Origin of the sequence: Rhodoferax sp., from assembly GCF_011391645.1 — a bacterium.
Taxonomy (GTDB): Bacteria; Pseudomonadota; Gammaproteobacteria; order Burkholderiales; family Burkholderiaceae_C; genus Rhodoferax.
The window spans coordinates 32,113-53,781 of record NZ_JAABQC010000002.1 but is presented as its reverse complement, the minus strand read 5'-3'; the positions used below and the strand labels follow the sequence as shown (position 1 = coordinate 53,781).

General features: G+C 59.9%; 22 protein-coding genes and 2 tRNA genes. 11 read left to right on the top strand and 13 right to left on the bottom strand.

Annotated features, from left to right (window positions below; translation table 11 throughout):
- Positions 1-31: 31 nt before the first annotated feature.
- Positions 32-712, bottom strand: coding sequence for a carboxylesterase (locus GPS82_RS00700; RefSeq protein ID WP_296490152.1), 681 nt, complete (start codon positions 710-712; stop codon positions 32-34).
- Between the two features lie 49 nt (positions 713-761).
- Entirely contained in the window at positions 762-1,913 is a 1,152-nt protein-coding gene (locus GPS82_RS00695; RefSeq protein WP_296490151.1) for a signal recognition particle-docking protein FtsY, read from the bottom strand.
- A 74-nt stretch (positions 1,914-1,987) separates the two neighbouring features.
- Here GPS82_RS00695 and GPS82_RS00690 point away from each other — a divergent pair, with 74 nt between their 5' ends.
- From GPS82_RS00690 to GPS82_RS00665, 6 genes are read left to right on the top strand one after another with little or no spacing between them, the layout of a single operon-like run.
- Positions 1,988-3,382 (top strand): pitrilysin family protein, encoded by a 1,395-nt coding sequence (locus GPS82_RS00690; RefSeq protein WP_296490150.1) that lies wholly within the window; start codon positions 1,988-1,990, stop codon positions 3,380-3,382.
- A 21-nt stretch (positions 3,383-3,403) separates the two neighbouring features.
- Positions 3,404-4,774 carry a pitrilysin family protein gene (locus GPS82_RS00685; RefSeq protein WP_296490149.1) on the top strand — a complete coding sequence of 457 codons (1,371 nt, stop codon included), beginning with the start codon at positions 3,404-3,406 and terminating at the stop codon, positions 4,772-4,774.
- Between the two features lie 28 nt (positions 4,775-4,802).
- Complete coding sequence (gene rsmD / locus GPS82_RS00680; RefSeq protein ID WP_296490148.1) at positions 4,803-5,441, top strand: 16S rRNA (guanine(966)-N(2))-methyltransferase RsmD; 639 nt, start codon at positions 4,803-4,805, stop codon at positions 5,439-5,441.
- A gap of 36 nt (positions 5,442-5,477) precedes the next feature.
- Positions 5,478-5,984: a pantetheine-phosphate adenylyltransferase gene (gene coaD, locus GPS82_RS00675; RefSeq protein WP_296490147.1), complete on the top strand. Its 507-nt coding sequence runs from the start codon at positions 5,478-5,480 to the stop codon at positions 5,982-5,984.
- Positions 5,985-6,000: 16 nt separating this feature from the next.
- Positions 6,001-6,456, top strand: a complete 456-nt coding sequence (locus tag GPS82_RS00670; protein ID WP_296490146.1) for a universal stress protein — start codon at positions 6,001-6,003, stop codon at positions 6,454-6,456.
- Between the two features lie 48 nt (positions 6,457-6,504).
- On the top strand, positions 6,505-6,774 hold the full coding sequence (locus tag GPS82_RS00665) for a YfhL family 4Fe-4S dicluster ferredoxin (RefSeq protein ID WP_296490145.1): 270 nt from the start codon (positions 6,505-6,507) through the stop codon (positions 6,772-6,774).
- Between the two features lie 6 nt (positions 6,775-6,780).
- Here GPS82_RS00665 and GPS82_RS00660 read toward each other — a convergent pair whose 3' ends face one another.
- The 8 genes from GPS82_RS00660 to GPS82_RS00625 all read right to left on the bottom strand — a co-directional run bounded on the left by GPS82_RS00660 (position 6,781) and on the right by GPS82_RS00625 (position 12,982).
- Positions 6,781-7,176 (bottom strand): hypothetical protein, encoded by a 396-nt coding sequence (locus GPS82_RS00660; RefSeq protein WP_296490144.1) that lies wholly within the window; start codon positions 7,174-7,176, stop codon positions 6,781-6,783.
- A 42-nt stretch (positions 7,177-7,218) separates the two neighbouring features.
- Entirely contained in the window at positions 7,219-7,857 is a 639-nt protein-coding gene (pth, locus tag GPS82_RS00655) for an aminoacyl-tRNA hydrolase (RefSeq protein ID WP_296490143.1), read from the bottom strand.
- A 78-nt stretch (positions 7,858-7,935) separates the two neighbouring features.
- A complete protein-coding gene (locus GPS82_RS00650; protein WP_296490142.1) occupies positions 7,936-8,598 on the bottom strand; it encodes a 50S ribosomal protein L25/general stress protein Ctc in 663 nt (220 codons plus the stop codon).
- Between the two features lie 93 nt (positions 8,599-8,691).
- The gene (locus GPS82_RS00645; RefSeq protein ID WP_296490141.1) at positions 8,692-9,669 is read right to left on the bottom strand and encodes a ribose-phosphate pyrophosphokinase; all 978 of its coding nucleotides are present in this window, start codon (positions 9,667-9,669) and stop codon (positions 8,692-8,694) included.
- 64 nt (positions 9,670-9,733) lie between these two features.
- A tRNA-Gln gene (locus GPS82_RS00640) sits at positions 9,734-9,810 on the bottom strand.
- A 39-nt stretch (positions 9,811-9,849) separates the two neighbouring features.
- Positions 9,850-10,683: a 4-(cytidine 5'-diphospho)-2-C-methyl-D-erythritol kinase gene (ispE, locus tag GPS82_RS00635; protein ID WP_296490140.1), complete on the bottom strand. Its 834-nt coding sequence runs from the start codon at positions 10,681-10,683 to the stop codon at positions 9,850-9,852.
- Between the two features lie 41 nt (positions 10,684-10,724).
- The gene (locus tag GPS82_RS00630; protein WP_296490139.1) at positions 10,725-11,192 is read right to left on the bottom strand and encodes a lipoprotein insertase outer membrane protein LolB; all 468 of its coding nucleotides are present in this window, start codon (positions 11,190-11,192) and stop codon (positions 10,725-10,727) included.
- A 35-nt stretch (positions 11,193-11,227) separates the two neighbouring features.
- Entirely contained in the window at positions 11,228-12,982 is a 1,755-nt protein-coding gene (locus GPS82_RS00625; protein ID WP_296490138.1) for a tetratricopeptide repeat protein, read from the bottom strand.
- Between the two features lie 20 nt (positions 12,983-13,002).
- On the opposite strand from GPS82_RS00625, the gene mutM reads away from it, so the two are divergent.
- Both mutM and mutY read left to right on the top strand, forming a co-directional pair.
- On the top strand, positions 13,003-13,818 hold the full coding sequence (gene mutM, locus GPS82_RS00620; RefSeq protein WP_296490137.1) for a bifunctional DNA-formamidopyrimidine glycosylase/DNA-(apurinic or apyrimidinic site) lyase: 816 nt from the start codon (positions 13,003-13,005) through the stop codon (positions 13,816-13,818).
- 24 nt (positions 13,819-13,842) lie between these two features.
- The gene (gene mutY / locus GPS82_RS00615) at positions 13,843-14,886 is read left to right on the top strand and encodes an A/G-specific adenine glycosylase (RefSeq protein WP_296490136.1); all 1,044 of its coding nucleotides are present in this window, start codon (positions 13,843-13,845) and stop codon (positions 14,884-14,886) included.
- On the opposite strand, the gene rapZ is transcribed toward mutY, so the two are convergent.
- From rapZ to GPS82_RS00600, 3 genes are read right to left on the bottom strand one after another with little or no spacing between them, the layout of a single operon-like run.
- Complete coding sequence (gene rapZ / locus GPS82_RS00610) at positions 14,883-15,773, bottom strand: RNase adapter RapZ (RefSeq protein WP_296490135.1); 891 nt, start codon at positions 15,771-15,773, stop codon at positions 14,883-14,885. The two genes, mutY and rapZ, sit on opposite strands and share 4 nt — an antisense overlap.
- 6 nt (positions 15,774-15,779) lie before the next feature.
- Positions 15,780-17,432 carry a DNA repair protein RecN gene (gene recN / locus GPS82_RS00605; protein WP_296490134.1) on the bottom strand — a complete coding sequence of 551 codons (1,653 nt, stop codon included), beginning with the start codon at positions 17,430-17,432 and terminating at the stop codon, positions 15,780-15,782.
- Entirely contained in the window at positions 17,429-18,331 is a 903-nt protein-coding gene (locus GPS82_RS00600) for an NAD kinase (RefSeq protein WP_296490133.1), read from the bottom strand. Before GPS82_RS00600 ends, recN begins: the two co-directional genes overlap by 4 nt.
- Before the next feature lie 28 nt (positions 18,332-18,359).
- Here GPS82_RS00600 and hrcA point away from each other — a divergent pair, with 28 nt between their 5' ends.
- The 3 genes from hrcA (at position 18,360) to GPS82_RS00585 (ending at position 21,660) form a co-directional block, all read left to right on the top strand.
- Positions 18,360-19,364, top strand: a complete 1,005-nt coding sequence (gene hrcA / locus GPS82_RS00595; protein ID WP_296490132.1) for a heat-inducible transcriptional repressor HrcA — start codon at positions 18,360-18,362, stop codon at positions 19,362-19,364.
- A gap of 24 nt (positions 19,365-19,388) precedes the next feature.
- Positions 19,389-19,467 (top strand) — tRNA-Ile (locus tag GPS82_RS00590).
- Positions 19,468-19,503: 36 nt separating this feature from the next.
- Positions 19,504-21,660, top strand: a complete 2,157-nt coding sequence (locus tag GPS82_RS00585) for an adenylate/guanylate cyclase domain-containing protein (protein WP_296490131.1) — start codon at positions 19,504-19,506, stop codon at positions 21,658-21,660.
- The last annotated feature ends 9 nt before the right edge of the window (positions 21,661-21,669 follow it).

Below are 21,669 nucleotides of genomic sequence, written 5' to 3'. Positions count from 1 at the left end.
CCTGCCAAAACCAGGCTGTGGGGGGTTGCTTTCAGGCCACTTTAGGCGCCAGCACCCGGGTCAAAAAGACGGAAATATCAGCCACTTCGCGCGGATGCACGCTGTGTGGCATGGGGTAAATGTGCCAAGCCACGTTGTAACCCGAAGCTTTCAGCAGGTCGCGGCTGGCCTCGCCGCGCGCCGGCACCACCACCGGGTCCTGGCTGCCGTGCGCCATGAAGATGGGCGTGTCGGCATTGGCATGGGATCGCTCGGCGGGAAAACGGTCCGCCAGCGGCAGGTAGCCAGACAAGGCCATGATCCCTGCCAGTGGCGCGGGAAAGCGCAGCCCGGTGTGCAAGGCCATGGCACTGCCTTGTGAAAAACCCGCAAGCACAATGTTTTTGGCAGGAATGCCGCGTGCGATTTCACGCTCAAGCAGTGCTGTGATCGCCTTTTCTGACACGCGAATTCCCGGCTCATCCTGGCGACTGGTGAGGTCAGCGCCGCGAATGTCATACCAGGCGGGCATGACGTAGCCGCCATTGATGGTGACAGGCATGCTGGGTGCGTGCGGAAAGATAAAGCGGATGCCGGGGCAGCCCGAAAGGTCAAGCTCGGGCACCAGTCCGGCAAAGTCGTTGCCGTCAGCCCCCAGGCCATGCAGCCAGATCACGGCGGCGCCAGGGTTGGGGGTGGTGTCAATCTGGATATGGGGCAGCAGTTCAGTCATCAGGGTGAGGGTGTAGGTTGGTGCAAAAAAATAACCGGACCGCCAAGGGCTAGGCCAGCAGTGCCTGGGCAAATTCGCGTGCGTTGAAAGTTTCCAGGTCTTCGAGTTTTTCGCCCACGCCAATGAAATACACGGGCACCGGCCGCTCGCGTGCGATGGCTGCCAGCACGCCACCCTTGGCGGTACCGTCGAGTTTGGTCACGATCAAGCCGGTCAGGCCCAGCACGTCATCAAATGCCTTGACCTGTGTCAGGGCGTTTTGGCCCGTGTTGCCGTCAATCACCAGCAGCACTTCATGCGGGGGCGTGGCGAGGAGCGCTGCAGCTTGGTTATCAGGAGCCGAATTTTGGCCCTGATTGTCCTGGGCAGGTCCCGCTTTCTGGATCACGCGTTTGATTTTTTTCAGCTCTTCCATCAGGTGCAACTGGGTGGGCAGGCGTCCGGCGGTGTCCACCAGCACCACATCGCGACCGCGGGCCTTGCCCGCGCTGATGGCATCAAAAGCCACCGCGGCCGGGTCGCCGCCGTCCTGGCTGATGATGTCAACGGCGGTGCGGTCGGCCCATACCCCCAGTTGCTCACGCGCAGCCGCTCGAAAAGTGTCGGCGGCGGCCAGCAGCACACTGGCGTTGGCGGTAACCAGATGCCGGGTGAGTTTGCCAATGGATGTGGTTTTGCCGGCGCCATTGACGCCCGTGACCATAATCACCGTGGGTTTGAAGCGGCCAATCACCAGCGGCTTTTGCAGCGGCGACAGCAGGCTCGTGAGAGCCTCTACCAGCAAGCCTTTGACGGCAGCCGGGTCGGTGGTCTTGCTCTCCTTGACGCGGCGTTTCAGGTCCTGCAGCAAATGCTCGGTGGCCTTGACCCCGGTGTCGGCCATCAGCAGGGCGGTTTCCAGGTCTTCATACAAGGCGTCGTCGATTTGCGTGCCGGTAAAGACTGTGGCAATGCTGGCACCGGTTTTGCGCAAACCGGTCTTGAGTTTGTCAATCCAGGTGGTGCGCGCCGGTGCCGGCGCCGGGGTTGTGGCCAGGGCTTGTCCCAGCGCAGGGGCCGATGGCTCGGGCGCGGCAAACGGCAGCACGATTTCAGCTGGCACGGGCGCCGGCATCGGGGCGGACGTGGCCAGCGTTTCAGGCGCTGCGCCGACGACGGGCTGGGCGGGAGGAGGGGGCTTTTTTCTGAAAAAACTGAACATTTTGTGGGTTCGTGGTATCACTGCATTCTATGAAACACAAAGCACCTTCTTTTTTACCTGCGGGTATCACCCGAATGAGCGTTGCCTCCCTGATCTGCCTGACGCTCACCGCCGCCAATGCACAAGTGACCAGCGCGCCTGAGTCAGCTCCGCTCCTGGCGCAGCAGTTCACGCTGGCCAACGGCATGACCCTGATTGTCAAACCCGACCGGCGTGCGCCCACGGCCGTGCACATGCTGTGGCTGCGTGTGGGCTCGATGGACGAGGTCGATGGCAGCTCGGGCGTGGCGCACGTGCTGGAGCACATGCTGTTCAAGGGAACGCCGACGGTGCCCGCTGGCGAGTTTTCGCGCCGTGTGGCGGCTTTGGGCGGACGCGACAACGCTTTTACCAGCTACGACTACACCGGCTATTACCAGCAAATTCCCTCAACCCGGCTGGAAGATGTGATGCAACTTGAAGCTGACCGCTTTGCCAATAACCAGTGGCCCGACGAAGAGTTCAAAAGAGAGCTTGAAGTGGTCAAGGAAGAGCGCCGCATGCGCACCGAGGACAACCCGCGGGCACTGATGTACGAAGCCTTGAATGCGACTGTTTTTGTGGCGTCGCCGTATCGCCGACCAATTGTTGGCTGGATGAGCGACCTCGAGGCGCTCAAGCCGGATGATGCGCGCGACTTCTACCAGCGCTGGTATGTGCCGGCCAACGCCGCGGTGGTGGTGGCCGGTGACGTGGATGTTGCCGAGGTGCGCCGCCTGGCTGAAAAATACTATGGCCGCCTGCCGAGCCGGGCACTGCCCGAGCGCAAACCGCGCGTCGAGCCGGCCCAATCTGGCCTTAAACGTATCGCCTTCAAAGCGCCAGCCGAACAGGCCATGGTGACCCTGGCATTCAAGGTGCCGTCGTTCCAGTCGTTCGAAGGGGGTCAGGATGAAGCCGACGCACTGGCACTGACCGTGCTGTCCGCCGTGCTTGATGGCTACAGCGGCGCCCGGCTTGAGCGCGCCCTGACCCAGGGGCCTGACCGGGTGGCCGACAGCGCGGGCGCTGACAACGGTCTGTGGGGCCGCGGCCCGCAGTTGTTCACACTCTCAGCAGTGCCGGCACAGGGCAAAACAACGCAGCAAGCCGAGGCAGCGCTGCGCGAACAGGTGGCGCGCATTGCCAACGAGGGCATTTCCGAGGCCGAGCTTGCCCGGGTCAAAACGCAGTGGGTGGCCAGTGCCGTGTACAAGCTGGACTCGGTGTTTAACCAGGCGCGCGAGTTGGGCACCAGTTGGGCCCAGGGCCAGCCGCTGGATGCCAACGAACGCCTGATCGAGCGCCTGCGCGCGGTCACTGCAGACCAGGTCAAGGCGGTGGCCAGCAAATACTTTGGTGACGACCAGTTGACGGTGGCCCAGTTGCTGCCTCAGCCCCTGAACAAGGAGCGCAAGCCGCGCACCACCCTGGCTGGTGCCAGGCACTGAAACCGTTACCGAATTCCATCCATGATCACTCTGAAAAAAATAGTCAAAAATGCTTTTTTGGCAGTTGCCGCTGTTTTTGTTACCGGGCATGCCGCCATGGCAGCCATTGCCATCGAACACTGGGTCCAGCCCAGCGGCGCCCAGGTTTTTCTGGTGCAAAGCCATGCCATCCCGATGCTCGATGTGCAGCTTGACTTTGACGCTGGCAGCCGCCGTGACCCGGTCAACCAGGCCGGCCTGGCCAGCGTCACCGCCAGTCTGAGCGGCATGGGGGTGCTGGCCAGCCCGTCACGCGGTGAGCCTGCGCTGGATGAAAACGCGCTGGGCGAGGCCTGGGCCGACCTTGGCGCCAACTTTGGTGCCCAGGCCAGCAGCGACCGCATGAGCTTTGCGTTGCGCTCGCTCACCTACCCCGACTTGCTCGGTAAGGCGATTCATCTGGCTGCGCGGCAATTGGCTGAGCCCGCGTTTCCGGCAGACATCTGGCAGCGCGAGCGGGAAACCATGATTGCCGCACTCAAGGAAGCCAACACCCGACCGGCCACGCTGGCCCAGCGCGCTTTTGACCAGGCCGTGTTTGGATCGCATCCTTACGGGTACGACATGACGGAGGACAGCTTGAAGCGCATTGAGGTGGTTCACATGGCCGCCCTTCACCGGCAGTTGATTCAACCGTGTCGCGCCAAGGTCACACTGGTGGGCGCGCTCAATCGCAGCCAGGCCGATGCCTTGGTCACCCAGCTACTGGCCCGGCTGCCCGTCGATGCCAAAGCGGCGGCTTGCCCGGCGCTGCCTGCCGTGGCTGAGGTTGCGCCATTGAGCCGGGCCAGCGAGCAACGCATCGCCTTTGATTCGGCCCAGGCACACGTGCTGCTGGGTCAGCCTGGCTACAAGCGCAGCGACCCGGATTTTTTCGCCCTGCTGGTTGGCAATTACATTTTGGGCGGCGGTGGCTTTGTCTCACGCCTGACCAATGAAGTTCGTGAAAAGAGGGGTTTGAGCTACAGTGTCTACAGTTATTTTTCACCCGGACTGCATGCGGGTGCCTTTGCCATCGGCCTGCAAACCCGACCCGACCAGGCCGATCAGGCGCTGCAGGTGTCGCGCGAGGTGTTGGCCCGCTTTGTGACTGACGGACCGACCGAGGCTGAGCTCCAGGGCGCCAAAGACAATCTGATCGGGGGCTTTGCCCTGCGCTTGGACAGCAACCGCAAACTGCTCGACAACGTGACCAACATCGCCTGGAACGGGTTGCCCCTGGATTACCTCGACCACTGGACGCAGCGTGTGCAGAAAATCACGGTTGCTGACATCAAGGCGGCATTCCAGCGCAAGCTGCAGCCCGACCGGATGGTGACCGTGGTGCTGGGCGGCGCTGGCGCGGCACGATAGGGCCCTCCCCGAAGGTAAGATGAGGCGCATGAAGCGACCTCCATCCCCAGACCAGCCACGAAGCTTGCGCCCGAGCCGCCCGAAGGCGGTGCAAAGCCATGAAGTTCGCATCATCGGCGGTCAATTCAAACGCAGCAAGTTACAGGTGGCCGACAAGCCCGGTCTGCGCCCAACGCCTGACAGGGTGCGAGAAACCCTGTTCAACTGGCTGGGACAAGACCTGAGCGGCTGGCGCTGCCTGGACGCGTTTGCCGGCACCGGGGCGCTGGGCTTTGAAGCCGCCTCACGCGGCGCCGAACAAGTGTTGCTGGTCGAGCAGGATGGCGCACTGGTGGCGCAACTCAAGCGGATGCAGGAGCAATTCAAGGCGACTGCGGTGCAGGTGGTTCGCGGGGACGGGGTGGCGGCGTTGCGCCATGCGGCACCCGGCAGCCTGGAACTTGTTTTTCTGGATCCACCGTTTGACTCGAACCTGTTTGCGTCGGCGGTGCAGGCGGCTGCACCCGCGCTGACAGCTGCCGGTTTTGTTTACCTTGAAGCCCCGAAGCGCTGGACGGAGCCCGAATTGCAAGGCATGGGCTTGCAGGAGCACCGCCACCTCAAGGCGGGCTTGGTGCACGCGCACCTGCTCAAGCGACTTGATCCAACGCCAGCGCCAGCGGGTTGATAATGAACGGATGTCAACTCACTCCCTCTATTTCCCATGGCCAATGATCTGATTGCGGTATATCCCGGCACCTTTGATCCGATCACGCTGGGCCATGAAGACGTGATCCGACGCGCGGCCCAGTTGTTCAGCCATGTGATCGTGGCGGTGGCGGTCGGCCACCACAAAAAGGCCATGTTTTCACTGGAGGAGCGCATGGCCATGGCGCAAGAGGCTGTCAAGGCTTTTTCAAATGTCAAAGTGGAAAGTTTTGACGGTTTGATGCGGGACTTTGTGGTGACGCGCGGTGCCAGGGCGATGGTGCGCGGCTTGCGCGCCGTGACCGATTTTGATTACGAGTTCCAGCTGGCTGGCATGAACCGCAGCCTGATGCCCGATGTGGAAACCGTATTTTTGACCCCAGGCGACAAGTTCCAGTTTATTTCCAGTACTTTTGTTCGCGAGATTGCCACGCTGGGCGGTGAAGTGGATAAATTTGTATCGCCGGGGGTCAACCAGCGCCTGCTGGAAAAAGTGCGCAGCCTGGCGGGGCGCAACGTTTGAATTTTTGGAGAAAAAAATGAAGATTCTTTTGCCTTTTGATGGTTCGGCACTGGCCCTCGAAGCCGTGCGTTTTGTCATTCGCATGGCTGGCGATGGCCTGCAGACCAGCGTGGTGCTGGCCAATGTGCAGGAGCCTGCCACTTTGTACGAGTTGATGGTGGCACATGACCCCCAGGTGATCGAGCAGGTCAGCGCCGCGGCCGGGGCCAACACCCTGAATGCCGCCAAGGTGCTGCTTGACGCCGCAAGCCTGAGTTACGAAGTCGAGGTGGCCTCGGGCGACCCTGCGCACACCCTGGTGGATATTCTGGAAAACTACAGTTGCGACCTGGTGGTGATGGGCGCCAGCGGAACCAGCGCCCTGCGCAGCGCGCTGTTGGGTTCGGTCTCCAACGAAGTGCTGCACGCCGCCGGCGTGCCGGTGATGATCGTCAAGGGTGCTGAGCAAGTCAATGCTGACGACACGGAATAAGCCAGACTTTTAAAATCAGGGCCTTGTTACCTTTGACTGACTGCGCTTATGGCCCTGTGGATCACCGATGAATGCATCAATTGTGATGTTTGCGAGCCCGAATGCCCCAATGATGCCATTTACATGGGTCAGGAAATCTATGAAATTGACCCGGCAAAGTGCACCGAATGCGTCGGTCACTTTGACGAGCCGCAATGCGTGCAGTTGTGCCCGGTCAATTGCATCCCGGTCAACCCGGATTTTGTCGAAGACAAAGAAACTTTGTGGCAAAAATTCCGCCGTCTGCAAGCGCAAGGCGCGCCCGTTCAAACGAACTGAGTTGACTTAGGCGGGCTTTTTGCCCTTCTTCCTCGATTTCTTTTTCGGCACCTTCTTCTTGCCGCTTTCTGCGATTTCAGCGCCACTGGTCTTTTGTTCCTTGCTTGCGTCAACCCGTTTGGGTTGCTCAGGGGGCGCCTGATTGGCTGCCAGCAGACGTTTTTCTTCTGCCAACCGGTCTTGTTCCATGGTTTTGGCAAGTCTGGCATCGGTTAAGGCAGCAGCTTGCGTCTGTGTTTTTTGCTCTGGTTGGCGCGCGTCGCTCAGGTCCATCGGCAAGGCGCCCGGGCAGGGGAGTTGGCTGTAGGTGTTCCCACAACGGTAGATGGGTTGCGCCTGAACGCGCCAGGTGAATGCGACGCCAACAATCAGGAACAAGACCGGCAGACAAAATTTTCTCATCAGAACCCCCCTTGCTCCCTTAGGGAAGCATGGCGAAGCGTATCACGTGCCACCGTCTGCCGGTGGCGTTTCTGCGTTGGTGACTGGCCTGGGATTGTTGGGTCGGGGTGGTTTGCTGGTGTGCACCACGCGCGTTGCCTGTTCCATATTGCCGGATAAAAAATCAGGCAGCGCCTTGAGGGTGCGATCAATCGCCTGGTCAATGGCAATGCGGTGGTCAAGCGATGGTTTTTTCAGCACCCAGTGCAGCACCTCGGCCTTGCTGCCGGGGTGGCCAATACCCAAGCGCAGCCGCCAGTATTGGTCAGCGCCCAATTGGGCATGAATGTCGCGCAGGCCGTTGTGGCCGGCGTGACTGCCACCGAGCTTGAGCTTGACCTCGCCGGGCGCAATGTCAAGATCATCATGCGCCACCAAAATCTCCTGCGGTGCGATCTTGAAAAAGTTGGCCAGCGCGGCCACTGATTTGCCGCTTAGATTCATGAAGGTCTGGGGCGCCAGCAGCCAGACTGATTGGCCATTGACGCTGGTGCGTGCAACCAGACCGTGGAAACTTTTGTCGGGAGCAAGAGCGACCTTGAGTTCGCGCGCTGCCGCATCCAGCCACCAAAGACCGGCGTTGTGGCGGGTCTGCTCGTACTCCGGTCCCGGATTGCCCAGTCCGACAAAAAGTCTGATCATGATGTCATTATTGAACAAGTTGCAGGCAAAAAAAGAGCCCACCGTCGGGTGAGCCCTTTGGGTTAAGCACGGAACGGCTTATTTTTTGTTTGCTTTTTCTGACGGTTTGGCCGCGGCTTTGGCGGCTGGCTTGGCAACCGCGTCAGCAGCAGGTTCTGCGGCTGCCACAGGTTCAGCGCCCGCAACGACCACCACCGAGACGACCACCGGATTTTTGTCGCTGCCATGCTTGACCACCGACACGCCCTTGGGCAGGGTGATTTCAGCAAGGTGCAGCGACGAGCCCTTTTTCAGGCCGCTCAAGTCCACCTTGATGAACTCGGGTAGGTCGGCTGGCAGACACAGCACGTCAATCTCGCTGATCACGTGGTTGGCAATGCAGCCTTCGGTCTTGATCGCAGGCGAATTTTCGTCACCGAAGAAGTGCAATGGCACCTTCATGTGCAGCTTGGTCGAGGCATCGACGCGCTGAAAGTCAACGTGCAGGATGAGCTGCTTGAAAGGGTGGACCTGCACGTCGCGCAGCAGCACCGGGTTGCTGGCATCGCCAATTTCCATGGTCAGGACGCTGGAGTGGAAGGCTTCCTTTTTCAGCGCGTGCCACAGGGCGTTGTGATCAACCTCGATCACTTGCGGGGGCGTTGTGCCACCATAAACGATGCCTGGCGTGCGACCGGCGATGCGGAGACGGCGGCTCGCACCCGTGCCCTGCTTGGAACGCTCAAAAGCGGTAAATTTCATAACTAACTCCTTGAAGGGCCCACCGCGACCAGCAGTACCCTGATTTAAAAAACCGGGCACCTTTGACGGCGGCACCGGCGACTAGAAATCCGATCAGAAAAGATTTTCCTGATCAGAAAAAAAACTCATTACTGACTTGCCCTTGGCAATGCGCTGGATGGTCTCCCCAATGAGCGGCGCCACACTGAGTTGCCGAATCTTGGGGCAGGCAAGGGCTGCAGCCGACAGGGGAATGGTATCGGTGACCACCACCTCATCGAGTGCCACACCGGTGGTGATGCGCTCGATGGCCGGGCCCGAAAAAATGGGGTGTGTGCAATAGGCATACACCTTTTTGGCGCCGCGCTCCTTCAGCACCTCAGCAGCCTTGACCAGAGTGCCCGCAGTGTCGATCATGTCGTCCATGACGACGCAGTTGCGCCCCTCGATTTCACCGATCACATGCATCACTTCGCTGACATTGGCCTTGGGGCGGCGTTTGTCGATGATGGCCAGGTCGCAATTGAGTTGCTTGGCCAGGGCTCTGGCACGCACCACACCACCCACATCGGGCGATACCACGATCAGGTCATCGTAATTCTTTTGGCGCAGGTCACCGAGCAGGACTGGCGAGGCATAAATGTTGTCGACCGGAATGTCAAAAAAGCCCTGGATCTGGTCGGCATGCAAGTCCATGGTCAAAACGCGGGCCACGCCCACGGCCTGCAGCATATTGGCCACCACCTTGGCCGAAATCGGCACACGGCTGGACCTGGGGCGGCGGTCTTGCCGCGCATAGCCGAAATAGGGAATCACGGCGCTGATGCGTTCAGCAGAGGCGCGCTTGAGCGCATCCACCATGATCAGCAGTTCCATCAGGTTTTCGTTGGTGGGCGCACAGGTGCTTTGCACCACAAAGACGTCGCGCGCGCGCACATTTTGTTTGATTTCAACGGTCACTTCACCATCGGAGAACCGGCCAACCTCGGCATTTCCCAGCCCAATGTTGAGGTAATGCGCAATGTCATTGGCTAGCACGGGATTGGCATTGCCTGTAAAAACCATGAAATCAGGGGTTTGTTCGGCGTGCATTGAGATCCCAACTTATGAATCGCGGTGGCAGTTTCATGTCTCAGGTGGACATGTGCAAAAAATTTGGCAGGGGAGGAAGGATTCGAACCTTCGCATGCTGGAATCAAAATCCAGTGCCTTAACCAGCTTGGCGACTCCCCTACACGGGTTGAACATGAGACATGTCCAACCGAAAACTCTCTACGCAGCCCAATCCTGAAGTGGATGAACTGCCAAATTCCGGCATCGTCGGATCAGAAAACCGGCATCTTGACCAATCTCGAGATCATCCGTGATCCGTGCAAACACAGCACTTCCAGAGCCTGTCATTCTGCCTTTGAGCCCACGTTCGTCACACCAGGAAAGTGCCTGTGTCACAGGGGGGCAAAGCAGCTGAGCAACAGCTTGCAAGTCGTTTTGACCAAAGCCAAATGCGTTTGCAGCGAAGTCCAATATTGTAGAGGATTTGGTATCTCTTTTTAAGCGTGAATCTGAAAAAATTCGCTCGGTTTTCAGGCCATCCCCGGGCTTGATCACGACAAAACTGGCTTGTGGCAGCGCGATGGTGGTCATTTTTTCGCCAATGCCGCTCACCCACGCGTTGTGGCCATTCAAGAAGAAGGGCACATCGGCGCCCAATCGCAAACCAATTTGGCTGAGCTGTGCCAGGCTCAGCTTGAGCCCCCACAAACGGTTGAGCGCCAACAGGGTAGACGCGGCATCCGAGGAGCCCCCACCCAGTCCGGCCTGCTCTGGAATATGTTTGGCAATGCCGATGTGAACGCCTTGGGGTGTGCCGCTGGCAAGTTGCAATGCGCGGGCGGCGCGAACAATCAGGTCATCGGCGGGCAGGGGTGTGGTCAGGTCTTCCCGGCTGATATGTCCGTTCGGAGCCGCCTCGAAGTGCAGCGTGTCGCACCAGTCGATCAACATGAACACCGATTCCAGCAAGTGGTAGCCGTCGGCACGGCGGCCAACAATGTGCAAAAAAAGGTTGAGCTTGGCCGGTGCCGGAATATCAAACAAGGATTTCATGAAAATTCTGTGGATTCAGATCAGGCACCCGCTGTGGGCGATCACCGCTCGAGCAAGACCCGGATTTCGGCGCGCGGGGCGGGGTTGATGCGCTGCGCCACAATTTTGCCAGAGTCAAACTGTGAATGATCCACTTTCCAACCGTCCACGCCTGAAGGGTCGCCGGTCAACCATGCAAACAGCGCTGACAGCGGAACGGCGGTTCCAAGTACTTGCTCGATCAGTTCAGCGACATTGTTGAAATACCTGATTTCACCACCGGTCTGCAGTTGTGCCTGCAGGGGCGACCAGATGATGGCCGCAGCGGTGCTGCCCAGAGGCGTGAAAAATCGCAATTGCCCCAGCTCGGGTTTGCCTTGCAATTCAAATGAAGACGAAAACGACTGGGAACCCTGTGATGGCGTGGCATCCACCCGCACTGACAGCCGGCCGCTCCAGCTTGTGACTTGAGCGCTTATCTCGTCCTGGGTTCGGCTGGTCGTGGCACAACCAGTCATCGAAAATAGCATGAACAGGCCGAGCAGCCATGCCGCGCGATGGATGATCACAGCTTGACACGCAGACGTTGCAGTGTCTCGTTCAAGGTGTCGTTGTCAGGGTTGGCCTGAAAACCCTCACGCCAGAATTTCAGTGCCTCTTCGCGTTGGTCCGTGACCCACAATACTTCACCCAGATGGGCCGCGATTTCGGTGTCGGGTTTTTGGCTGTAGGCGCTGCGCAACAACCGCAGCGCTTCCTCGGTCTGTCCCATGCGAAACGCCACCCAGGCCAGGCTGTCAACAATAAAAGGATCGCCAGGGGCGAGCGCCAGGGCCTTTTCTATCAGTTGACGGGCCTCAGGCAAGCGCAAATTGCGGTCAGCCAGTGCATAACCCAGGGCGTTGTAGGCTTGGGCATCATCCGGCTTGAGTGCGATTTGGCGCCGCAGGAGCAGTTCCATCTCCGCTAAATCGCCCATTTTTTCAGCCAGCAAAGCAAGCTCATAGACCACATCGGTATCTTCCGGGTTGTCGGCCAAGGCTGTTTCGAGCAGTTTTCGGGCCCGGGCGAACTGCTTTTGGTCGCGCAGAATTTGTACTTCTGCCCCGCGCTTGAGTCGTGCATCCGTGGCTGAACGCTCTGGCAGACCATGAATCAGTGCCAGCGCTTCTTCCATCCTGCCTTGCCTGACCATCAAATTGGCACGCCTGAGTTGGGCCGTCAAGAGGTCGTCGGGATGATCGACGCGTTGCAACCAGTCCTGCGCTTGCTGCAAGTCTTTGCGTTGCATTGCAATTTGTGCCAGCGACAGGTAAGCCTGCGACAGGCCACGGGGTGACAGTGTGTCTGTTTGCGCCGCTGCTGGCGCTTTCATCAGTTCAATGTAGTGTAAAAAGTGGCTTTCTGCTGTGTCCCATTGCTGCATTTGCAGATTCACCACACCCTCTAGCAGCCAGGCCGGCGCATAGTCGGGTTGCTGAAGATTGATGTTGCGCAGCTCAGCGCTGGCTTCGGCGTTGCGTTTGGCCAGCAGCAGCGTTTGCACGTAAGCCATGCGAAATTCGGTACTGGCGGCGTTCGCGAGGTGAATCTTGACCAGGCTTTCGGCCTGGCTCACATCGGCCCGCATCAGGCTCAGCGCCAACCAGGCCGGGTGATCCTGGTGCACCGAGAAGGTCTGCCCCTTTTCAGCAGCACGCAGGGCTGCCACCAGGTCGCCGGCATTGACCCACATGCGGCCCAGTGTCGCCCAGGCCGTGGCACCCAAGGCAGTGTCGCTCAGCATGGGTGTCAAGGCTTTTTGCACCACCAAGGCAGCCAGTTGCTTTTCGCTGACACGTTCAAAGAGAGTAGGAATGGCCCAGATCGTGTCCACAAGTTCCCGTTGGGGCGTCAGCGTCAGCAGGCGTTTGAGAGGCTCCAGCGTGTCAGGCACTCGATTCATGCTCAACAGTATCTGGAGCACAAAGCGGTTGGCTTCCTGCGACATTGGCTTGGCCTCGCGCCAGGCCTTGGCCGCCTGCAGGGCAGAGTCGCCCGAACGGGCCCGTATCGCGACCTGCACTGACCGCATGAAAAGGGCCTCATCGCCGGTCTTGCGTGCGGCATCGAGCAGCAAAGAAAAAGCCGCCGCGGGCTCCTGGGCTTGGGCGCTGAGTTCACCTAGCAACACTTGGTAAAAAAGGGCGCTGTCGAGCGCCGAGCTTTGGGCTGGTGTTTCGGGAGGAGCGGGTGTTTGTGCCTGAGCGCTGAACCAGCCAGCCAAGAGCAAAGCAGACAAGAGACGATAGATGTGACGCATGTGGTCATAATAATTCATGTCCGTCAGAAAAAAATGCGATGCCTGAATTACCCGAAGTTGAAGTCACCCGGCGAAGTTTTGCCCTCGCCATAGAAAATGCCACCGTGCTGGCTGCCCGGTCTGGAAAACCCCTGCGTTGGCCGCTCGGATGCGCGCCTGAACTTTTGGTCGGTCGATCTGTGATGTCGGTCGGGCGACGCGGCAAGTATTTGCTGATTCAGCTTGACCCTGGCGTGTTGCTGGTGCATTTGGGGATGTCCGGCAGCCTGCGCTTTGCCACCGACTTGCCCGCCATGGGTACACATGATCATTTTGAACTGGTCACCACGCGCGGCACGCTGCGTCTGCACGATCCACGCCGTTTTGGCGCGGTGGTTTATGCCGACAGCCTGGCCGATCCGGTGGCGCAAAAGCTGCTTGGGCACTTGGGGCCGGAGCCCTTGTCTGACGCCTTTGAACTGGCGCAGTTTCAGCGGCAACTCAAGGGCCGCAAGGCCGCCATCAAGTCGGTGTTGCTGGCCGGTGAGGCGGTGGTGGGTGTGGGCAATATCTATGCGTCCGAGGCGTTGTTTCTGGCGGGTATCCGCCCCACCGTGTCGGCAGCTCGGCTGAGCCGCGCCAGGGTGGCACGACTTCACGAAGCGGTTGTGAATGTTTTGAGCCGCGCGGTGGAGCAGGGCGGCAGCACGCTGCGTGATTTTTCCAGTGCCAGTGGCCAGGCGGGCTACTTCCAGTTGCAGACCATGGTCTATGGACGCGCCGGCATGCCATGTCATGTGTGCGCCAGCCCGGTGCGCCAGATCAAGCAGGGTCAGCGTTCGACGTTTTACTGTGCCACCTGTCAGAAGACCTGACATGACTCCATTGAGTTTGTTCTGATGGATGGTTTTTTGGCAACGCAAGTTGTGCGCTGGCAAGCGCAATCGGGCCGGCATGATTTGCCATGGCAAAACACCCGCGACCCATACCGTGTCTGGCTTTCGGAGATCATGCTGCAACAAACGCAGGTGATCACAGTGCAAGCCTACTTTGGCCGTTTTTTGGCACGTTTCCCCGATGTGCAGGCGCTGGCGCAGGCACCGCTGGATGATGTGCTGCATCTGTGGGCGGGACTGGGTTACTACAGCCGCGCCCGCAATCTGCACCGCTGCGCCCAGGATGTGGTGCGTTTGCATGGTGGCCGCTTTCCAGAAGCCGCTGAGCAACTGCAAACCTTGCCAGGCATCGGCCGCTCCACCGCGGCAGCCATTGCTGCCCTGTGCTTTGGCCAACGGGTGGCGATTCTGGACGGCAACGTGAAAAGGGTGCTGACCCGCTACCTGGGATTTGCGGATGATCTGGCCCAGTCCGCGAACGAGCGGCGTCTGTGGGACTTGGCGACAAAACTTTTGCCTGGCCACCCCACTCTGGGCAACATGGCGCGCTACACCCAGGGCATGATGGACCTGGGTGCGACCCTTTGCACCTCCAAAAAGCCGGCTTGTGTGGCCTGCCCGTTGGCATCCCGCTGTGTTGCCAACGACTTGGGCTCGCCCGAAAAATTCCCCAACAAAACGCGCAAACTCAAGCGCAGCGCCCAGTCAATCTGGCTGTTATGGGTGGTCGCTGCTGACGATTCGGTCTGGCTGAGTCAGCGGCCCACTCCCGGTGTCTGGGCGGGCTTGTATTGCATGCCCTTGTTTGAGGAGCGTGAGGCATTGAGGGCTGTCGCCGGACCTGAAAACGAATCCGGGCTGCAGGACCTGCCGCCTTTCAAGCATGTGCTGACCCACAAGGACTTGTATTTGCACCCGGTATGGCTCGGCTTGCCAGGGCGGCAAGCGCTGCCGCTTGAGGGGCAGTGGTTTGACGGCGCCCAACTGGCGCAACTCGGCTTGCCCGCACCCATCAAAAAATTGTTGACCAAGCATCAACAGGCTTAGCGCATCGCCAGTTCACGGTGCCGCTTGAGCGTGCTCCAGCGCCGCTCGAAAAGTGCATTCAGCTGCTCCACCAGATAGACCGAGCGATGCTGGCCACCAGTGCAGCCGATGGCAACGGTCACATAACTGCGGTGATTGCGCACCATTGCCTCCAGCCAGTGATCCAGAAAAGCATGGATATGGTCCAGCATGCGCTTCACATCGGCCTGCTGCTGCAGAAATTCAACCACCGGGGCGTCGCACCCGGTGAGTTCGCGCAGCCCTGGTTCATAGTGCGGGTTGGGCAGCATGCGCACGTCAAAAACAAAATCGGCATCGTTGGGAACACCGCGCTTAAAGGCAAAGGATTCAAAGACCAGGGTCAATTGATCGTCCGGGGCATTGATGAAGGACTTGACGTAGCCCTGCAACTGTGTCGGTCTGATGATGCTGGTGTCGATCACATGGGAGCCGGCACGCAGTTCGCTGAGCAGTTCACGTTCAAGTTCAATGGCTTCAGCCAGTCCCCAGTGCTGGTCGTGGCTGCGATCCGGGGTGTCGGTTTTGGACAAGGGGTGACGCCGGCGCGTTTCGGAAAAGCGGCGCATCAGGGTCTCGGTGCTGGCATCCAGAAAAATGGAATCCACCTGCAAACCCTGTGCCTTGAGCTGGGCCAGCTGGCTGGGAACGAGCGGCAAGGACCCGGCACTGCGCACATCCATGGCAACCGCCAATTGGCTGGCATGGTAAGAACGTTCCAGCTTGATCAGCGGCATCAGCAGTTCGGGGGGCAGGTTGTCCACGCAGTAAAAACCCAGGTCTTCCAGCGCATTGAGTGCCACTGACTTGCCCGAGCCCGACATGCCAGTGATCAATACCAGGTGCATTTTTAGGGGTGGCTTTGTCATGTGGTCTCAGGGTGTTTGGACTTGCAGCATTTCACGCGCATGCGACAGCGTGCTGCTCAGCAGGCGCTCGCCACCGAGCATCCTGGCCAGTTCGGCAACGCGGGATTCATTTTCGACCGCGTTCACAGAGCTCAGCGTAACGCCATCCTGAAGTTGTTTGCGCACCACCAGATGGTGATCAGCGCAGGCCGCCACTTGCGGCAAATGCGTGACAGCCAGCACCTGGCGGTCCTGGCCCAACTGCTTCATGAGCGCACCCACGGTTTCAGCCACCGCGCCGCCCACACCGGCATCCACCTCGTCAAAAATCAGCGTTTGGGCCGCACCCAACTGGCTGGTGGTGACGGCGATGGCCAGCGCGATGCGCGACAGTTCGCCGCCGGAGGCCACCTTGTTGACCGCCCGTGGTGTGCTGCCCGCGTGACCCGCGACCAAAAACGTCACTTCTTCGAGCCCGCTTTGCAGTGGCTGTTCTGCGGGCAGCAAACGCACTTCAAATTGCCCGCCCTGCATGCCCAGGCCCTGCATGGCGAGTGTGATCGCGCGGGCCAGTGCAGGCGCACTCGTGTTGCGCGCCCGGGTCAATATTTTGGCCTCATGCGCATAGGCCTGCCAAGTCGCTGCGACGGCGTTTTCCAGCCCTTGTCGATCGGCCGCGGCATCAAGTTGCGCCAGTTCCTGTTGCCAACTCGCGAGCAACTCCGGCAATTCGTGCGGACTGCGCTTGTAACGCCGTGCCAGCGACAGCCACAGACCCATGCGCTCATCCAACTCGGCGAGCCGCTCCGGGTCCAGCTCGGTCTTGCGCAAGTAGCTGCGCAGCGCGTGTGCAGTGTCTTGCACTTGCGCCAGGCTTGAGGTCAGCACCTCGGTCAAATTTTTGAAAGCTGGCTCCAACTGTTCCTGTTGCTGCAGCAGTTGGCAGGCATGGCTCAAACGTTCAATCGCGTTGCCATCGTCTTCGTCCAGGGTCAGGGCAGCCGCCTGGGCGGCATCGAGCAGGGCCTGAGCATGGGCCAGTCGGGTGTGCTCGGTGTTGAGCGCGGGCCACTCTTCTGGCGCAGGGGCGAGCTTGTCAAGCTCGCCAATTTGCCATGTCAGGCGCTCGCGCTCGCGCAGCAGCACATCCTGTGAGGCCAGCGCCTGCGCCAGTTGGTTTTGCGCACTGCGCCACAGCTGCCATTTTTCGGCGACCGCGGTGCTGGAAACCTGGGCATAGGCGTCAAGCAGACAGCGCACCGCCTCCGGGCGGGTCAGACTTTGCCAGGCATGCTGGCCGTGGATGTCGAGCAGTTGCTCGCCCAGGTTGCGCAGTTGACTGGCGGTGGCCGGGCTGCCGTTGATCCAGCCACGGCTTTTGCCCTGGGCATCGAGCGTGCGGCGCAGCAACAAAGTGACATCTGGCTCGAACCCGGCCTCTTCCAGCCACTGCCTGACACCGGGGGTGCTGTCAAATTCAGCGCTTGCTTCACAGCGGCTGCATCCTTCGCGGATCAGGTTCACGTCGGCGCGGCCACCGGTGACCAGTTGCAGGGCATCAATCAGGATCGACTTGCCGGCGCCGGTTTCACCCGTCAACACGGTAAATTGATTGCCAAATTCAAGGTCCAGTTCGCTGACGATGACAAAGTCCCGCAGCACCATGCGTTTCAGGCTCACGTGACAGCCACTCCTTCATTCCAATGCAGTTTTTCGCGCAGCGTGTCGAAGTATGACCAGCCCTGCGGATGCAAAAAGCGCACATGGTGCTTGGAGCGGGTGACCTCAATCCGGTCGCCATGCATCAGCGAGGCCAGCGACTGCGTGTCAAAACTGGCGCTGGCATCCCGGCCTGAAACGATTTCGATGGCGATTTTGGCACTGTTGGCCAGCACGATGGGTCGGTTTGACAAGGTGTGCGGCGCAATCGGCACCATCACCCAGCCTGGAATCGAAGGGTGGATCAGCGGACCGCCAGAGGACAGCGCGTAAGCGGTGGAACCGGTGGGCGTGGCAATGATCAGGCCATCGGCGCGCTGGTTGGCGACAAAGTGGCCGTCCACCTCCACCCGCAGTTCCACCATGCCCGAAGTTGCCCCCCGGTTGACCACCACGTCGTTCATGGCCGTGGCCTGGTAAACGCAATGGCCGTCGCGCAGCACCTGGGCGTTGATCAGGCTGCGATGGTCTTCGACGTAGGCGCCACGCAACATTTGCGCAAGATGAGTGGCAAAGCTGCCATAAGGCACATCGGTGATAAAGCCCAGTCGACCCTGGTTGATGCCGATCAGCGGCACACCGTAAGGCGCCATTTGGCGGCCGATGCCGAGCATGGTGCCATCCCCCCCGACGACCAGTCCCAAATCACATTGGCTGCCAATTTGTGCCACGCTCAAGGCTGGGAAGTCGGTAAGGCCCATGTTGAGCGCGGTATCTTTTTCAAGCGAAACATCACAGCCCTGGTCATTCATGAAATGCGCCACCGCCAACAAGGCCGCGCGCGAGTTGGCGCCGCTGGTGCTTGCCGAGGTGGTCTGGTATTTGCCGATCAAGGCAACATGATGGAATTTGGACTTCATTTGCAAATTACATCACTAAAATGAAATCATGCTCGATGATCGTGCCAAGTTATTACTCAAAGCGCTGGTGGAACGCTACATTGCCGACGGCCAGCCCGTGGGTTCGCGCACCTTGTCGCGTGCATCCGGTCTGGAATTGTCGCCGGCGACCATCCGCAACGTGATGTCGGATCTGGAGGAACTGGGTCTGATCGCCAGCCCCCACACCTCGGCCGGGCGCATTCCCACGGCGCGTGGCTACCGCCTGTTTGTTGACACCATGCTCACGGTTCAGCGGGGCCAGATCGGCACACCGAGCCTGGCGCACGACCAACCGCAAAAGGTGATCTCCAACGCGGCTAACCTGCTGTCGAGCCTGTCGCAGTTTGTGGGCGTGGTCATTGCTCCAAAGCGTACCTCGGTGTTCAGACATATCGAGTTTTTGAGGTTGTCCGAGCGGCGTCTGCTGGTGATCATTGTCTCGCCGGAGGGTGATGTGCAAAACCGGGTCATCTTTACTGAAGTGGACTACGCCCAGGGCCAACTGGTCGAGGCGGCCAACTATCTGAACACCCATTTCGTCGGTCTGGCCATAGAGCAGGTGCGCGAGCGGCTGAAAAATGAGGTCGACAACTTGCGCGCGGAGATTGCCAGCCTGATGAACGCCGCCGTGGCAGCCAACTCGGAGGCCATGACAGAAGCGCAGGATGAGGTGATCATTTCTGGTGAAAGAAATCTGCTGTCGGTCAGTGATTTTTCCAATGACATGAGCCATCTGCGTCGTGCCTTTGATCTGTTTGAGCAAAAGGCGCAATTGATGCGCCTGCTCGACGTGACCGGCCAGGCCGAGGGCGTGCGTATTTTTATTGGTGGTGAAAGCAAGGTGGTGCCGTTTGAAGACCTGTCCATCGTCAGCGCACCCTACGAGGTGGACGGCCAGATCGTGGGCACGCTGGGTGTGGTCGGCCCGACCCGCATGGCCTACGACCGCATGATCCAGATTGTGGACATCACTTCCAAATTGGTCAGCAACGCGCTGAGCCACCATAAGTAGCCCCTTACAATCCACCACGCGATCGGGCCCCTAGCTCATGCTTGGTTAGAGCAGTGGACTCATAATCCATTGGTGCCGTGTTCGACTCACGGGGGGCCCACCACCATCTGCCCCAGTCTCTGCGGCTGGGTATTTTCTTATGATCAAAAAGCTGCGCCGCTGGTTTACCCTGAGCTTGAACATGCTGGTGCCAACGCTGGCAGTGTTCATCGGCGCGGCGCTGCTGTTGATCGACCCGCCGCTATTGCAAACCCTGCGTAATTCGGTCTTTGACCAGTACCAGCAGGCGCGTCCGCGGGTCTACCAGCCGGCGCCGGTGCGGATCATCGATATCGATGAGGAAAGCCTCACCCGAATCGGCCAATGGCCCTGGCCGCGCAGCCGGATTGCCGAACTGGTGGAGCGACTGCGCCAGGCCGAGGTGGCGGCTGTCGGCTTCGACGTGCTGTTTGCCGAGCCGGACCGCACCTCGCCCAAAGCCATGCTGGGCATTTGGAACCTGCCTGCCAGAGCGCAGCGCAGCGTTGCCAGCCTGCCTGATCACGATGAGCTGCTTGCCGCTGCCCTGAAGCCCGGCGGCGTGGTGCTTGGTTATGCCCTGGAGCGCCAGGGAGCCAGGGGGGCGACCCTGGCCGACGAGAAGTACCGTTACGTGATGATGGGCGAGCCGGCGCTGCCCTTTGCCCATGCTTTTGCCAGTGCCGTGCCGTCCTTGCCCCTGCTGAGCGCAGCGGCTGCAGGCAATGGTGTCATGACCTTTGTTCCGGACACTGACGGCGTGGTGCGCCGTGTGCCGTTGCTGCTGCGCCTGGGCGACACCCTGGTGCCTTCGCTGGCGGCCGAGGTGTTGCGGGTTGGTCAGGGCGCGCAAAACTACATGGTGCGCACCTCCGAAACCCCGGGCGTTGGCATGACAGAGGTGAAGATCGGCCAATTCACGGTGCCCACTACCGCCGCAGGCGAATCGTGGGTGTATTACACCAGGCCGGTCAAGGAGCGCACCATTGCGGCCTGGAGAATTTTGGCGGGAGAAATCCCCGATGCCGAGTTGCAGGGCAATCTGATGCTGGTCGGAACCTCGGCGCAGGGGCTGATGGACTTGCGCTTCAGCCCGCTGGGCGGCGTCATGCCGGGGGTCGAGGCGCACGCTCAGATGATGGAGCAGGTGCTGACCGACAGTTTCCTGCAACGGCCGGCCTGGGCCAATTCGATTGAGGCATTGACCATCATCATCGGCAGCATGACGCTGGCAATTCTGGGGCTGGTGACCGGAGCAGTCGCCTCCGCGTTACTCACGCTGGGGGTGATTGCGGGCATTATCTGGGGTGGCTGGGTGGCCTTTACCGATTACCAGTTGCTGCTGGACCCGGTCACGCCCGCGTTGGGTATTTTTGCTGCCTTCCTGTTGTCAAGTTTGATGCACCATTTTTCCAGCGAACGAAGCCAGCGCTTTGTCAAACAGGCCTTTTCACGTTATGTGTCTCCCAATCTGGTGTCCTACATCGTGGACCATCCGGCAGAACTTGAACTTGGCGGCAAACGTCAGGAATGCAGCTTTATCTTTACCGATCTGGCGGGTTTCACCAGCCTGATGGAAAAGATCGATCCAGCGGACGCGGTCGCGCTGCTGAATGCCTATCTGGATGAAATGATCGCCATTGCATTTCAATTCAACGGCACGCTGGACCGGATTGTCGGCGACGCGGTGGCCATCATGTTTTCGGCGCCAGTGCACCAGCCCGATCACCGGCAGCGGGCGCTGAACTGCGCGTTGGCCATGCAGCGCTTTGCCACCAAGTATGCAGGTGACTTGCAAGCCAAAGGCATCCCTTTTGGCCATACCCGCATCGGAATTCACACGGGTGAAGTCATTGTCGGTAATTTTGGTGGTTCAACCATCTTTGATTACCGTGCGCTCGGAGACCCGGTCAACACCGCATCGCGCCTTGAAGCAGTCAACAAGCATCTGGGCACGCGGGTGTGTGTCTCCGAGGCAACCTTGTCGGGCTGCACCGGGGTGGTGACCCGCCCTGTGGGTCAACTGGTGCTCAAAGGCAAGTCGAAGCCGCTGATGGTGTTTCAACCCATCCACGAAGGTTTGGAGATCCCGGGCGCGTCGCCGGATGATCCGCAATATGCTGCAGCCTATGCCTTGTTGACTCAGGACCCATTGGCGGCGCGCGCCGCCTTTGAGCAACTGGCCCTGGAGCGGCCGATGGATCCGCTGGTCAAATTGCACCTGCAGCGGCTGCGAGAAAATCAGACAGGCAACCTGATCGTGATGACCGAGAAGTAGTCGCCGCCC

Excerpts from the sequence above, each read along its gene's own strand:
- pth (WP_296490143.1), bottom strand. The coding sequence starts at position 7,857 with ATGATCAGACTTTTTGTCGGACTGGGCAATCCGGGACCGGAGTACGAG.
- GPS82_RS00630 (WP_296490139.1), bottom strand. The coding sequence starts at position 11,192 with ATGCTATTTTCGATGACTGGTTGTGCCACGACCAGCCGAACCCAGGAC.
- GPS82_RS00585 (WP_296490131.1), top strand. The coding sequence starts at position 19,504 with ATGATCAAAAAGCTGCGCCGCTGGTTTACCCTGAGCTTGAACATGCTG.
- mutM (WP_296490137.1), top strand. The coding sequence starts at position 13,003 with ATGCCTGAATTACCCGAAGTTGAAGTCACCCGGCGAAGTTTTGCCCTC.
- coaD (WP_296490147.1), top strand. The coding sequence starts at position 5,478 with ATGGCCAATGATCTGATTGCGGTATATCCCGGCACCTTTGATCCGATC.
- ispE (WP_296490140.1), bottom strand. The coding sequence starts at position 10,683 with ATGAAATCCTTGTTTGATATTCCGGCACCGGCCAAGCTCAACCTTTTT.
- GPS82_RS00695 (WP_296490151.1), bottom strand. The coding sequence starts at position 1,913 with ATGTTCAGTTTTTTCAGAAAAAAGCCCCCTCCTCCCGCCCAGCCCGTC.
- GPS82_RS00700 (WP_296490152.1), bottom strand. The coding sequence starts at position 712 with ATGACTGAACTGCTGCCCCATATCCAGATTGACACCACCCCCAACCCT.
- GPS82_RS00690 (WP_296490150.1), top strand. The coding sequence starts at position 1,988 with ATGAGCGTTGCCTCCCTGATCTGCCTGACGCTCACCGCCGCCAATGCA.
- GPS82_RS00650 (WP_296490142.1), bottom strand. The coding sequence starts at position 8,598 with ATGAAATTTACCGCTTTTGAGCGTTCCAAGCAGGGCACGGGTGCGAGC.
- mutY (WP_296490136.1), top strand. The coding sequence starts at position 13,843 with ATGGATGGTTTTTTGGCAACGCAAGTTGTGCGCTGGCAAGCGCAATCG.
- GPS82_RS00645 (WP_296490141.1), bottom strand. The coding sequence starts at position 9,669 with ATGCACGCCGAACAAACCCCTGATTTCATGGTTTTTACAGGCAATGCC.
- rapZ (WP_296490135.1), bottom strand. The coding sequence starts at position 15,773 with ATGACAAAGCCACCCCTAAAAATGCACCTGGTATTGATCACTGGCATG.
- GPS82_RS00665 (WP_296490145.1), top strand. The coding sequence starts at position 6,505 with ATGGCCCTGTGGATCACCGATGAATGCATCAATTGTGATGTTTGCGAG.
- GPS82_RS00625 (WP_296490138.1), bottom strand. The coding sequence starts at position 12,982 with ATGAATTATTATGACCACATGCGTCACATCTATCGTCTCTTGTCTGCT.
- GPS82_RS00685 (WP_296490149.1), top strand. The coding sequence starts at position 3,404 with ATGATCACTCTGAAAAAAATAGTCAAAAATGCTTTTTTGGCAGTTGCC.
- GPS82_RS00600 (WP_296490133.1), bottom strand. The coding sequence starts at position 18,331 with ATGAAGTCCAAATTCCATCATGTTGCCTTGATCGGCAAATACCAGACC.
- hrcA (WP_296490132.1), top strand. The coding sequence starts at position 18,360 with ATGCTCGATGATCGTGCCAAGTTATTACTCAAAGCGCTGGTGGAACGC.
- rsmD (WP_296490148.1), top strand. The coding sequence starts at position 4,803 with ATGAAGCGACCTCCATCCCCAGACCAGCCACGAAGCTTGCGCCCGAGC.
- GPS82_RS00660 (WP_296490144.1), bottom strand. The coding sequence starts at position 7,176 with ATGAGAAAATTTTGTCTGCCGGTCTTGTTCCTGATTGTTGGCGTCGCA.
- GPS82_RS00670 (WP_296490146.1), top strand. The coding sequence starts at position 6,001 with ATGAAGATTCTTTTGCCTTTTGATGGTTCGGCACTGGCCCTCGAAGCC.